Annotated in this window: 15 protein-coding genes; 8 read left to right on the top strand and 7 right to left on the bottom strand. The window is 54.6% G+C overall.

The window, feature by feature from the left end; all coding sequences use genetic code 11:
* The first annotated feature begins 422 nt into the window (after positions 1-422).
* From yeaG to V1587_RS11405, 3 genes are all read left to right on the top strand, one after another.
* Complete coding sequence (yeaG, locus tag V1587_RS11415) at positions 423-2357, top strand: protein kinase YeaG (protein WP_008500713.1); 1935 nt, start codon at positions 423-425, stop codon at positions 2355-2357.
* Between the two features lie 74 nt (positions 2358-2431).
* On the top strand, positions 2432-3715 hold the full coding sequence (locus V1587_RS11410; protein WP_371897718.1) for a YeaH/YhbH family protein: 1284 nt from the start codon (positions 2432-2434) through the stop codon (positions 3713-3715).
* A gap of 98 nt (positions 3716-3813) precedes the next feature.
* On the top strand, positions 3814-4314 hold the full coding sequence (locus V1587_RS11405) for a YbaK/prolyl-tRNA synthetase associated domain-containing protein (protein WP_008500735.1): 501 nt from the start codon (positions 3814-3816) through the stop codon (positions 4312-4314).
* Positions 4315-4335: 21 nt separating this feature from the next.
* Here the strand turns inward: V1587_RS11405 and yoaI are convergent, their stop codons facing one another.
* On the bottom strand, positions 4336-4440 hold the full coding sequence (gene yoaI, locus V1587_RS11400; protein WP_111965575.1) for a small membrane protein YoaI: 105 nt from the start codon (positions 4438-4440) through the stop codon (positions 4336-4338).
* 145 nt (positions 4441-4585) lie between these two features.
* Between yoaI and V1587_RS11395 the strand changes: the two genes are divergently transcribed.
* Entirely contained in the window at positions 4586-5032 is a 447-nt protein-coding gene (locus tag V1587_RS11395) for a DUF441 domain-containing protein (protein ID WP_024908579.1), read from the top strand.
* On the opposite strand, the gene V1587_RS11390 is transcribed toward V1587_RS11395, so the two are convergent.
* Positions 5016-5807, bottom strand: coding sequence for a helix-turn-helix transcriptional regulator (locus V1587_RS11390; protein WP_371897719.1), 792 nt, complete (start codon positions 5805-5807; stop codon positions 5016-5018). The genes V1587_RS11395 and V1587_RS11390 overlap by 17 nt on opposite strands.
* A gap of 99 nt (positions 5808-5906) precedes the next feature.
* Here V1587_RS11390 and V1587_RS11385 point away from each other — a divergent pair, with 99 nt between their 5' ends.
* A complete protein-coding gene (locus V1587_RS11385; protein WP_371897720.1) occupies positions 5907-7094 on the top strand; it encodes a CynX/NimT family MFS transporter in 1188 nt (395 codons plus the stop codon).
* Between the two features lie 97 nt (positions 7095-7191).
* Here the strand turns inward: V1587_RS11385 and V1587_RS11380 are convergent, their stop codons facing one another.
* Positions 7192-7902: a CTP synthase gene (locus tag V1587_RS11380; protein WP_371897721.1), complete on the bottom strand. Its 711-nt coding sequence runs from the start codon at positions 7900-7902 to the stop codon at positions 7192-7194.
* Between the two features lie 101 nt (positions 7903-8003).
* Here V1587_RS11380 and V1587_RS11375 point away from each other — a divergent pair, with 101 nt between their 5' ends.
* Positions 8004-8348, top strand: a complete 345-nt coding sequence (locus V1587_RS11375) for a DUF488 domain-containing protein (RefSeq protein WP_371897722.1) — start codon at positions 8004-8006, stop codon at positions 8346-8348.
* Here V1587_RS11375 and V1587_RS11370 read toward each other — a convergent pair whose 3' ends face one another.
* Positions 8349-8654 (bottom strand): hypothetical protein, encoded by a 306-nt coding sequence (locus tag V1587_RS11370; RefSeq protein ID WP_371897723.1) that lies wholly within the window; start codon positions 8652-8654, stop codon positions 8349-8351.
* Between the two features lie 80 nt (positions 8655-8734).
* Positions 8735-8989 (bottom strand): DUF333 domain-containing protein, encoded by a 255-nt coding sequence (locus V1587_RS11365; protein ID WP_371897724.1) that lies wholly within the window; start codon positions 8987-8989, stop codon positions 8735-8737.
* 309 nt (positions 8990-9298) lie between these two features.
* Here V1587_RS11365 and V1587_RS11360 point away from each other — a divergent pair, with 309 nt between their 5' ends.
* Together V1587_RS11360 and V1587_RS11355 are read left to right on the top strand one after the other, a co-directional pair.
* Complete coding sequence (locus V1587_RS11360) at positions 9299-10327, top strand: sensor domain-containing diguanylate cyclase (protein WP_371897773.1); 1029 nt, start codon at positions 9299-9301, stop codon at positions 10325-10327.
* Between the two features lie 45 nt (positions 10328-10372).
* Entirely contained in the window at positions 10373-10471 is a 99-nt protein-coding gene (locus tag V1587_RS11355; protein WP_014883431.1) for a YoaK family small membrane protein, read from the top strand.
* Between the two features lie 129 nt (positions 10472-10600).
* Here the strand turns inward: V1587_RS11355 and V1587_RS11350 are convergent, their stop codons facing one another.
* Positions 10601-10849 carry a GlsB/YeaQ/YmgE family stress response membrane protein gene (locus V1587_RS11350; protein WP_008500746.1) on the bottom strand — a complete coding sequence of 83 codons (249 nt, stop codon included), beginning with the start codon at positions 10847-10849 and terminating at the stop codon, positions 10601-10603.
* 283 nt (positions 10850-11132) lie between these two features.
* Positions 11133-12617 carry a diguanylate cyclase gene (locus V1587_RS11345; protein ID WP_395314335.1) on the bottom strand — a complete coding sequence of 495 codons (1485 nt, stop codon included), beginning with the start codon at positions 12615-12617 and terminating at the stop codon, positions 11133-11135.
* Positions 12618-12621 lie beyond the last annotated feature (4 nt).

Here is a 12621-nt window from a genome sequence, read left to right as displayed (position 1 = left end):
CTTTCCTGTAGTCAAATAATCAGCGGGTGAAGTGTAACCGCCATTCCCGTACATCCCAAAATTTTTTGCCTGCTAATCAGCCTAATTAACCCATTATTTTTAACTTATCAGATGACAACCTGCTTTCATTTACATGACCGCTGAATGAAAAACGTGCATTTGTCTTATAACGACAGTGGAAATTTTTGGATGAGTTATTGATATGTCATTGAAAGTAGATTTTGTGGGCATGCAAGTTTTGCAAATGCCATCTACGCTTTAATTTAAGAAGAGTTTTCCTGAACACCTGCGGTTCTTAGCGTCTGACCTGGCACACAGGTTGCTGCTCTGGCAGTGAGGTGCGAGAGATTCTCTTCCGGGAGCCTCCACTACTCATACGAACGGCTCTTATCCTGTGCTAAAAAACGAAAGGACGGCATGCCATGAATATATTCGATCACTATCGCCAGCGCTATGAAGCTGCCAAGGACGAAGAGTTCACACTGCAGGAGTTTCTTACCATCTGTCGGCAAGATCGCAGTGCCTATGCCAATGCGGCAGAACGGCTATTGATGGCTATTGGTGAGCCAAACATGGTTGACACTGCCCTGGAGCCTCGGCTTTCCCGTCTCTTTTCGAATCGGGTGGTCGCCCGATACCCGGCGTTTGAAGAGTTCTATGGTATGGAAGATGCCATCGAACAGATTGTCTCCTATCTGAAGCATGCCGCTCAGGGTCTGGAAGAGAAGAAACAGATCCTCTACTTACTCGGCCCGGTGGGCGGCGGTAAATCCTCGCTCGCGGAACGCCTGAAGTCGCTGATGCAGCGCGTGCCTATCTATGTGCTGAGCGCTAACGGTGAACGCAGCCCGGTGAATGACCACCCGCTGTGCCTGTTCAATCCGCAGGAAGATGCGCAGATTCTGGATAAAGAATACGGTATCCCGCGTCGCTATCTCGGTACCATCATGTCGCCGTGGGCGGCCAAACGCCTGCACGAGTTTGGTGGCGACATCACCAAATTCCGCGTGGTGAAGGTCTGGCCGTCGATCCTGGAACAGATCGCCATCGCCAAAACGGAACCCGGCGATGAGAACAACCAGGATATTTCGGCCCTGGTCGGTAAGGTCGACATCCGTAAGCTTGAAAACTTCGCGCAAAACGATCCGGATGCCTACGGTTACTCCGGCGCGCTGTGCCGGGCTAACCAGGGGATTATGGAATTCGTCGAGATGTTTAAAGCACCGATTAAAGTGCTGCATCCTCTGCTGACGGCTACCCAGGAAGGCAACTACAACGGGACGGAAGGTATCTCCGCCCTGCCGTTTAACGGGATTATTCTCGCCCACTCGAACGAATCTGAATGGGTGACCTTCCGTAATAACAAAAACAATGAGGCCTTCCTTGACCGCGTGTACATCGTCAAGGTTCCTTACTGCCTGCGGATCTCCGAAGAGATCAAAATTTACGAGAAACTGCTTAACCATAGTGAGCTGGTGCATGCACCCTGCGCGCCCGGCACGCTGGAAACGCTGTCACGCTTCTCCATCCTTTCGCGCCTGAAAGAGCCGGAAAACTCCAGCATCTATTCGAAAATGCGCGTCTATGACGGTGAAAGCCTGAAAGATACCGACCCGAAAGCGAAGTCGTATCAGGAATACCGTGACTATGCCGGGGTTGATGAGGGGATGAACGGTCTGTCCACGCGTTTCGCGTTTAAGATCCTCTCCCGCGTCTTTAACTTCGACCATGCGGAAGTGGCGGCCAACCCGGTTCATCTGTTCTACGTGCTGGAACAGCAAATCGAGCGTGAACAGTTCCCGCAGGAGCAGGCTGAACGCTACCTTGAGTTCCTCAAAGGTTACCTGATCCCGAAATACGCCGAGTTCATTGGCAAAGAGATCCAGACGGCCTACCTGGAATCCTATTCAGAGTACGGGCAGAACATTTTCGACCGTTACGTTACCTACGCTGACTTCTGGATCCAGGATCAGGAGTACCGCGACCCGGATACCGGCCAGCTGTTTGACCGTGAATCCCTGAACGCGGAGCTGGAAAAAATCGAGAAGCCTGCCGGGATCAGCAACCCGAAAGACTTCCGTAACGAGATTGTGAACTTCGTCCTGCGCGCCAGAGCGCATAACAACGGGCGCAATCCGAACTGGACCAGCTACGAGAAACTGCGCACGGTCATTGAGAAGAAGATGTTCTCCAATACCGAAGAGCTGCTGCCGGTGATCTCGTTTAACGCCAAAACCTCAACCGATGAACAGAAAAAACACGACGATTTTGTCGACCGTATGATGGAAAAAGGCTACACCCGCAAACAGGTCCGCCTGCTCTGCGAATGGTACCTGCGCGTGCGTAAATCGTCTTAAAACAAGTGCCCGGCGGCGTTTAGCGCCTGCCGGGCCTACAAAATGCAAGTTGGCAAATGCAGTACGGGGGGTATATGACCTGGTTTATTGACCGGCGTCTTAACGGCAAAAACAAGAGCACGGTGAACCGCCAGCGCTTCTTGCGTCGTTATAAAGCGCAAATTAAACAGTCTATCTCCGAGGCCATCAACAAACGCTCGGTGACCGACGTCGACAGCGGCGAGTCTGTCTCCATCCCCACCGATGACATCAGCGAACCGATGTTTCATCAGGGGCGAGGCGGCCTGCGCCATCGCGTACACCCAGGTAATGACCACTTCGTTCAGAACGACAGAATTGAGCGTCCTCAGGGCGGCGGCGGTGGTTCAGGAAGCGGTCAGGGACAGGCCAGCCAGGACGGTGAAGGTCAGGACGAATTTGTCTTCCAGATTTCGAAAGATGAATATCTCGATTTACTGTTCGAAGACCTGGCGCTGCCAAATCTGAAAAAGAATCAGCATCGTCAGCTTAATGAATATAAAACCCACCGCGCGGGCTATACCGCCAACGGCGTGCCCGCTAACATCAGCGTCGTACGTTCGCTGCAGAATTCGCTGGCGCGACGCACGGCCATGACGGCAGGAAAACGGCGCGAGCTGCGCGAGCTGGAGAGCAGCCTGAAGGTGGTGGAAAACACGGAACCGGCGCAACTGCTGGAAGAGGAGCGTCTGCGTAAAGAGATTGCAGAGCTAAGGGCGAAGATCGAACGGGTACCGTTTATCGACACCTTTGACCTGCGCTATAAGAACTACGAAAAACGCCCCGAGCCCTCCAGCCAGGCGGTGATGTTCTGTCTGATGGACGTGTCCGGCTCGATGGATCAGGCCACCAAAGATATGGCGAAGCGTTTTTATATCCTGCTCTATTTGTTCCTGAGCAGAACCTATAAGAACGTGGAGGTGGTCTATATCCGCCACCACACCCAGGCGAAGGAGGTGGATGAACATGAGTTCTTCTACTCGCAGGAGACCGGGGGCACCATCGTCTCGAGCGCGCTGAAGCTGATGGATGAAGTGGTGAAAGAGCGTTACGACCCGTCGCAGTGGAATATTTATGCCGCGCAGGCGTCTGATGGCGATAACTGGGCCGACGACTCGCCGCTGTGTCATGAGATCCTGGCGAAGAAAATTCTGCCGGTCGTGCGTTACTACAGCTATATCGAAATCACCCGCCGCGCTCACCAGACCCTGTGGCGGGAGTATGAGCATCTGCAGGCGATGTTCGATAATTTTGCCATGCAGCATATCCGTGACCAGGATGATATTTACCCGGTGTTCAGGGAGCTGTTTCACAAGCAATCTTCTACCAGCAACGCATAATCCAACAGCCAGCGAACACGCTGGCTGTTTTCTTTCGACCCCGCTCATCCCGTGCTAATGTAGAACGCTGCATACTGGATTATCACCGGGAAATCGTTATGACTGACGACGTTATTGGAACAGGAACCCACCAGCAGCTCATTACCTTACTCACCGAGCAGGGCGCGCGTTTTCGCGTCATGGAGCACGAGGCGGTCGGGAAATGTGAAGCGGTAAGTGAAATTCGCGGAACCGATCTGCGGCAAGGCGCAAAAGCCCTGGTCTGCAAGGTGAAGGGAAACGGCGTAAAAAAACACGTTCTGGCGATCCTCGCCGCCGATCTGCAGGCTGACCTGAGCCAGCTCGCCAGCCATTTTGGCGGGCTAAAGGCCTCTCTCGCCAGCCCGGCTGAAGTCGATGCCCTGACCGCCTGCGTTTTCGGCGCTATCCCGCCCTTTAGCTTTCATCCTGACCTGGCGCTGGTTGCTGACCCGCTGCTGTTCGAGCGCTTTGACGAAATTGCGTTTAACGCCGGCCTGCTGGAGAAATCCGTGATTATGGATACCCAGGACTACCTGCGCATCGCCCGTCCTGAGCTCGTCACCTTCCATAAAGCGTAACTGTGATGGCTGGCGCTCCTGTCAGCCTTTTCGTTCCAGAAAAAGCACGGAGGCAACGAGAATAGCGGCAATAGCGAAAAACGATGAGGAGATAATCAGCGTTTCCACAAACATGTGATCGTTCATGATGGCGACCCCTTTTGCGATATCTGCTTTCGTTTTAATCCGCGTAAATGACAAGGTTATGACAACGACAAAATCTTTTTAAAACTGTTCTCTGCTGCGTTTGCGCGTACAGTAAACAGAACAATTTTTCTGGCAAGGATTCCCTATGTTTGACCCTACTCTGCTCATTCTTCTGGCACTGGCCGCGCTCGGCTTTGTCAGCCATAACACCACCGTCGCCATCTCGATTCTGGTGCTTATTATTGTGCGCGTGACGCCGTTAAATACCTTTTTCCCGTGGATCGAAAAACAAGGCCTCACCATCGGGATCATCATCTTAACCATCGGGGTGATGGCGCCGATCGCCAGCGGCACCCTTCCCGCCTCAACGCTGCTGCACTCGTTTGTAAACTGGAAATCGCTGGTGGCGATCGCGGTAGGGATTTTTGTTTCGTGGCTGGGCGGACGCGGCGTTACGCTGATGAGCAGCCAGCCCTCACTGGTGGCGGGCCTGTTGGTGGGCACCGTGCTGGGCGTGGCGCTCTTTCGCGGCGTGCCGGTCGGCCCGCTGATTGCGGCAGGCCTTGTCTCTCTGTTTATCGGGAAGTCGTAGTCAGGCTGGCCATATAACGCGCCGGCGTCTGGCCCAGTCCCTTCCTGAACATGGTGATAAACGCGGTGGTCGAGTCATAGCCCAGTGACTGGGCCACCTGCTGTACCGATTTCCCGCCGATCAGGTGCTGTAACGCCACAATCAGCTGCAGCTGGTGACGCCAGCGGCGAAAGCTTAAGCCGGTCTCTTTCACCACCAGCCGCGCCAGGCTGCGCTCGCTCATGGCGAAATGGCTCGCCCACTGCGCCAGCGTCTGCCAGGCGGCGGGCTCTTCCGCCATTTTCTCGCTCATCAGCCGAATTTTGGGATGGGGAGAGACGGGCAGCTGCAGATGCTCCTGCCGCTGGAGCGGCAGCTCGTCAAACAGGACGTCCACCAGGCGCGATGTGGCCGCAAGAGGAAGTTGTTCACGCGATTTTTCCGCCAGGGATAAAATTAGCTCCCGCACCAGAGGAGAGATTTTCAGGGTGCAGCAGCGGTCGGGCAAGCTGGCGGCACCCGGTTCAATGAACAAAAAGCAGAGCTGCGCGCCCGGCGTGGCCCTGTTGCTGTGCGGCATCTGGCCGGGGATCCAGACGGCGTACTGGGGCGGCACCATCAGCATGGCATTTTCCACTTCACAGGTGATTGCGCCGCCGAGGGCCAGAATCAGCTGCCCCTTACGGTGATGATGTCGGGGAATATACTGTTCCTCCGCCACCACGCGGATGCGAAATGCGACGGCCGCATCGTGCTGGCTATCGGGATCATAGCCGTCCAGTCCCAGACCAATCATCAATTTGTCCGATATTAGCGATAAACTGTCATTTTAGCCTGATTTCAACCGCTGAGAAAATCGGTATTGTGAGCGCTCGCTTGAACGTATGAGAACATAATGACTACTGCTATTCGCACCTCAGGAAAACACGGCGCGCTGTTGATTGCAGGCATCCTGATGATTGCCACTACGCTTCGCGTCACATTTACCGGCGCAGCCCCGCTGCTCGACACTATTCGTCTTGATTATGGATTAAGCACGGCGCAAACCGGTCTGCTGACCACCCTGCCCCTGCTGGCTTTCGCTCTCGTCTCGCCGCTCGCCGCAGGCGTTGCCCGGCGTATCGGCATGGAGCGCAGCCTGTTTATCGCCCTGCTGCTGATTTGCGCCGGGATTGCCGTTCGCTCGCTGCCTTCCGCCGCTTTGCTTTTCACCGGAACGGCGATCGTCGGCTGCGGTATTGCGCTCGGGAACGTGCTGTTACCCGGATTAATTAAGCGTGATTTTCCAGGCCAGGTGGCGAAGCTCACCGGCGCCTATTCCCTGACGATGGGCGTCTCGGCGGCATTTGGCTCAGCGATGATTGTTCCCCTGGCACAGGGGAATGCGGGCTGGCATGGTGCACTGCTGATGCTGATGGCGTTTCCGCTGGTCGCACTGCTGCTCTGGCTGCCCCAGTGGCGTCAGAAACATGTCGCAACGGTAACGGGCGCAGGCGCGCTGCATAACCGCGCGATCTGGCGCTCGGCCCTCGCCTGGCAGGTCACGCTCTTTTTGGGGATTAACTCGCTGATTTACTACGTCATCATCGGCTGGCTGCCGGCGATACTGCTGAGCCACGGCTACAGCGAAGCGCAGGCCGGCTCGGTGCACGGTCTGCTGCAGCTGGCCACGGCCGTGCCGGGACTCGCCGTTCCGCTGATCCTCCACCGTCTGAAAGACCAGCGGGCGATCGCAGGCGCGGTGGCGCTGATGTGCGCGATAAGCGCGGCGGGATTATGGTTTATGCCCGGCATGGCGGTGATGTGGACGCTGGTATTTGGCTTTGGCACAGGGGCAACGATGATCCTCGGCCTGACGTTTATCGGTCTGCGCGCCAGCACTGCACACCAGGCGGCGGCGTTGTCAGGCATGGCGCAGTCGATTGGCTATCTGCTCGCCGCCTGCGGTCCTCCGCTAATGGGGAAAATTCACGATAGCGCGGGAGACTGGCGGATCCCGCTTCTGGGCTGCGCGCTGGCCGCCGTGATAATGGCCCTCTGCGGCATCTTAGCCGGGCGAGACCGGGAGATCGCGCCCCGTTAAGCCCCCGTTTCGCCCAGCGGCGCTGCGCTGAATTGTGCAATCTGTTGATATGTAGGCCGGGTAAGCGCAGCGCCACCCGGCGAGAAAAGCGGCGACGTTATGAATCGCGCGCCGCGCGCAGCATCGCCTGCACCAGCACGACCGGGCGTCCTTCCAGCGCAGCACGCTCGTGCTGGAATAAGGTGATCACGAAGAACGGGTGCGTGACCAGTTCTGCGGCACGGATTTCACCCCTATCGTCCCATCCCGTCACATGCATATCTCCGTTTTCCAGCGCCTGTGCAAACGCCGGCGACACGCCATAGTTACAGTGATATCCCTCTTCAATTTCCGGCTTGCCGTACGCTTTGGCGATCAGCGTATTCCTGCGCAGTTCAATCGCATCGGTTTTTTCCACCAGCGAGCAGGCTAACGGCGCAATCACCATGGTGCCTTCGGTATCCGTCTCAGCGTGTGCCGCATCAGCCCAGCCCAGCACGTTTCGGGCATACTCAATCAGCGCATGCTGGAATCCGCCGCAGGTGCCCAGAAACGGGATGCTATTTTCACGGGCGTAGCGCGCGGCGATAAAAGCGGCCTCCGTGTTTTTGTAGGGGCTGGCAGGAACCAGCCAGATGGCATCGTAGCCCACCAGATCTTCAGGGCTTGTCAGCTCCGTGGTGGCAAGCCAGTCGTAATCGGCGGTGAGGTCAAGGACTGCGGCGGCGTCGTCAATGGCCAGCGGGATCGCCTGATGCGCAATAACACTGGGATTGTAATCGCCAACCAGCGCAATGCGCAGCGTCGTTTTAACCGGGAGGTGTTCCATGAAAGGTTCCTTATGCCAGAGTATTATCAGATAACATAAGGAACCTCAGACTACCGATCTTTTGCAGTTATCACAATACCTTAAATTTGGAGGGTGGAATCATGATTCAGTGCAAACGCGTCTATGAAAAGGCAGGCCCTGACGACGGCTATCGGGTGCTGGTGGACAGGCTGTGGCCGCGCGGCGTTAAGAAAACGGACCTCATGCATGACGAATGGTGTAAAGCGCTCGCGCCCTCGAATGAACTACGCAAGGCTTTTCATAGCGAAACCATTGATTTCACCGCCTTCAGCCAGGCCTATCGGGAAGAGCTGGCGCAGCAGGCTGAGGAGGGCGCGCGTCTGGCGAGGCTGGCGCACGGGCAGACCGTCACCCTGCTCTTTGCTGCCAAAAACGCGGAGCAAAACCACGCCCTGGTCTTAGCCGACTGGCTGCGCCATCTGTGATCAGCCGATCGTCAGTTCATAGAGGATTTGCGGTGCGTCATCCGGGGTGAGCGGCATCAGATGTTCGGGGCGGACAAACGCAAAGCCGTGCTGGTTGTCAAAGGCGTAGACATCCCCCGTCACCAGCCAGAGCGCGCGATCGGCGGTGACGGGTAATTGCGTCATCACGCCGTTGACCGGGTTAACGAAACGCTGGCCAGGCTGGCACAGGCCAAACAGCTCAACAGATTTACCTATATTGCGACGGCCTGACGCCGTGCGGGCACCCACGATCATCGCCATGCTGCCCGGTTTTAGCTGAAACATACTTCTCTCGCGGAAACGAACGCCAGAAACTGGCTAAGATTAATCCTAAAGAGAAGTGTATCGCAGGCGGTATCCGTCTGTCACCTGGTCGGTTGTGGACGATCGCGACGATAGAGCGCCCATTCATCGATCACTTCGCCACCCGGTAATTTGCACTCGGTGCGAACGCCCTGCGGGCTTTGAACCGGGATCTGTTCCCCGCCTTTCTCCAGGCAGTAGACGGAGGCTGGGTTCGCCATACCGATAACGTGCGGCGGTTTCGGCGCATCGGGTGGCGTAGTTTTTGCGGTGCAGGCGGCCAGGGGAAGCGCCAGCGTCAGAAGCAGAAATCTCATCTCATTGATCCTTTTGACGTCATTACAGCCTAAGGGTAACGGGTCATCGCCGCGTTCTCCATGATTTCTCCATTTTAACTGCACTTTTCAGCACTATAGTGTGGCGTGTTCTCGATATGACCAGAGAACATCATTCCGTAATCAAGATGTCTTTGCCCCGGTCTCAACAACGGGGCTTTTTTTCTCGCCTGCTGCTCGCTCCCTGCATATATTAAATTTTCTGTATTCGTGTTTTACTATGCCTGAAGCCTAAAAACTCAGCATAACATGCAGATGCAGACGTCTTCTGCCTGGGAGTCATTCTACGTCATGTCGGATCTTATCCTCGCTCGCGTTTCAGAAACCCTTGCCACCGAGCAATCCCTTGAAAGCCTCGTTCGCCAGCTGCTGGAGATGCTGGAAATTGTCACCGACATGGAGTCGACCTACCTGACGAAGGTGGATATCGAGGCACGGCTGCAGCACATCCTCTACGCCCGTAATAGCAAGCAGATGACAATCCCGGAGGGGCTGAGCGTCCCATGGGATGAGACGCTGTGCAAACGCGCGCTGGATAGTGACACGATGTTCAGCAATGACGTGCCAGAACGTTGGCCAGAGTGTGAAGCCGCAAAAGCGCTTGGCATTACCACCTACATGAGTATTCCTGTCCATCTTGCGGATGGTTCACTTTACGGAACGCTCTGCGCCACCAGCACGGCCAGAAAGCCGCTAAGCGAGCGCGGTGAACAGGTTCTGAAGCTCTTCGCCGGGCTGATTGCCCAGTCCATTCAGAAAGAGTCGCTGGTGACCCAGCTTCGCGAAGCCAATGCGGCCCTCATCGCGCACTCCTATACGGATGCCCTTACCGGTTTACCTAACCGTCGCGCCATTTTTGAAGATCTGACCACCCTCTTTTCTCTGGCCCGGCACCTGAAGCGTAACGCCATCATCGCGTTTATCGATCTGGATGATTTCAAGCTGATTAACGATCGTTACGGCCACGAAGCTGGCGACCAGTTCCTGATAGAAGTGGGCAAGCGTTTGACCGAAGAGAAACAGCAGGACGATATTATCGGTCGTCTGGGCGGGGATGAATTTCTGGTCGCATCGTTGAGCCAGCCCCACCAGGAGGGGGATAACGCGCAGCTTACGCTGCTCAAAACGCGTCTCAGCGCCTGTATCGCCGGCGAATACTGGCTGGGCAGCGTTCATATTATTTATCCGGGCGCCAGCTTCGGCGTTATCGAAGTGGACCCTGCCGCAACCGATCCTGACAGCGCGTTACGTGCTGCGGATGTAGCGATGTATCAGGATAAGAAAGGAAAAAGCAAAACACGCTTTCTCCCTATGGATTAACCCCGTACACTCTACGGCGTTATTGAAACCGAAACAGGTGATGGTATGAGAATAGGGATCCTCTTCCCGGTCGTTATTTTTATAACGGCGGTGGTTTTTTTAGCGTGGTTTTTTGTCGGCGGCTACGCGGCTCCAGGGGCATAAATGCGGAAGACAACCGTCATTATGCTGATCGTTGCCATCGCAGCGTTTGCCGGCACGCAGCTTGGCTGGTGGTAAACCCAATACGTAAAAAGGCCGCCATCCGGCAGCCTTTTTCAACGCTTTCAGAACTTAGCTTTTGATCTTTCTGTAGATAAACAGAACAACCAGAGCACCGATCACCGCGACGGCGAAACTGCCGAAGTTAAAGCCATCGACCTTGCCAAAACCGAACAGCGTACTGATCCAGCCGCCGACTACCGCGCCGACAATACCCAGTATTACGGTGACGATAAACCCACCGCCATCTTTGCCCGGCATGATCCACTTCGCCAGAATACCCGCAATAAGCCCAAAGATAATCCAGGATAAAATTCCCATAACTTTCCTCTCTGTATGGTTTTTGTCATTAAATCAACGACACAAAAAGAATAGCACAGGATTCCAGAAAGGAAATTTGTGATAAGCATCACAATGAGAGAGTGCGTAATTATTCACCAACAAAAAGAACGGGCCACATAAACTGTGGGGTTGCATCTTTTGTTGAGAAAGATTATCTTTCTCAACGCTGAATAGTTGAGAGAAACACTCAGGTATTCAGTACGACATTGCTCACATTGCTTCCAGTATTTCTTGCCCACTCCTGAGTGGGCTTTTTTTTAGTTCATACCCCAACAAACGCGTACCGGTTACGTCCCGCGCGTTTCGCCTGATAGAGCGCCTGGTCTGCGGCAATAATGATATTTTGCTGGCTGCCCGCGATGTCGACGGCACGGGCGGTCGAAATCCCGACGCTTACCGTCACCCGGCCGAAGGGGCTAAAAGCATGGGCAATTTGCAGCGAGAACACATTGCGAATAATCGTCTGGGCCAGACGAAGCGCCTCCTGAATATCCGTATCCGGCAATATCAGCGCAAACTCCTCTCCGCCGTATCGCGCCACAAGCTGATTATCACGGGTAAGGCTCTCCCTGAGGCTGTTTCCGAGCATAGCCAGACACCGATCCCCTTCCGGATGGCCGTAGTTATCGTTGTATTTTTTAAAGTAGTCCACGTCCACGATCAGTATCGAAATCGGCGCGTCATGCGCGGCACACATAGCGATGTCTGAGAGGATTTTTTCATCAAAGACGCGGCGATTGTACAGCCCGGTCAACGCATCTTCTGAGGCAATAATCTTCAGCGCTTTGTTATCACGTGTTTTTCGGGACAGGTCGGAATAGAGGAAGTATGACGCTACGATGAGTATCGCCGTGAACACGAAAATGAGTACCGCCAGCTGAATCGCCTGCTTGCGCCAGGGAGCAAGAGCCTCATCAATGCTAACCGCCACGGTGGTGACCAGTCCGTAGCGTCTGTTTTTCTCATAGGCATAGATGCGTTCGATTTTATCAAACCGCGAGATGGAGCTGGCTATCCCCGTATTTTGTACCTTGAGATATTTCCTGAAGAGCGGTGAATCAGAAACAATCGTGCCGATATAGGTATTTTTAAAGGGATACCGGACCAGCAGCACGCCTGTTTGCGTCGTTAAGCCGATGACGCCCGAGTGACCGATATTAATCTGCCCGTAGAGCGCCAGAAAGTTTTCGATACCCAGCGTCACCACCACCACACCGTTAAATGCCCCGGTCTGGGTTTCAAGGCGCCGGCTGATAGTGATAACCCATTTGCCATTTGTTCTGCTTACCACCGGCTCCCCAATAAAAATCGCCTGATTTTTATTTGCTTTGTGATAGATAAAAAACTCTCTGTCCGAGCCTTTACGTGGCCCCGTAAAACTTTCATGCAGCGCGGTAAAGATATCGCCCTGAGCATTGTAAACAACCACATTATTAATCTGGGTAAGAAGGTTATCCTGATTATTGATCATGTGCTGAATATTGGTCGCCTGCTGCGGGGTCATGCCATAAATTTCGATTATGTCGGAAACGGTAGTAATTAACATTTCACTCTGGCGCATGATCCCTTCGGTGTAGACATCAAGGGTATGGCTCAGGTTAGCGACGCTGGTATTAATTTGCTGGATTGACTGCTGTCTGGACGTGGCAATTTGGACAGCAAGCGCCAGCGAGATGATCAATGAGACAATGATGACGGTAATGGTTGTTGTGTAAAAAGTATTTTTCACATGCACGAGCTTTTCCACCTTA

The organism is Enterobacter sp. ECC-249 (assembly GCF_043965265.1).
GTDB lineage: Bacteria > Pseudomonadota > Gammaproteobacteria > Enterobacterales > Enterobacteriaceae > Enterobacter > Enterobacter quasiroggenkampii.
Note: the sequence above shows the minus strand (reverse complement) of the source record. Positions and strands in the feature narration are given on the sequence as shown.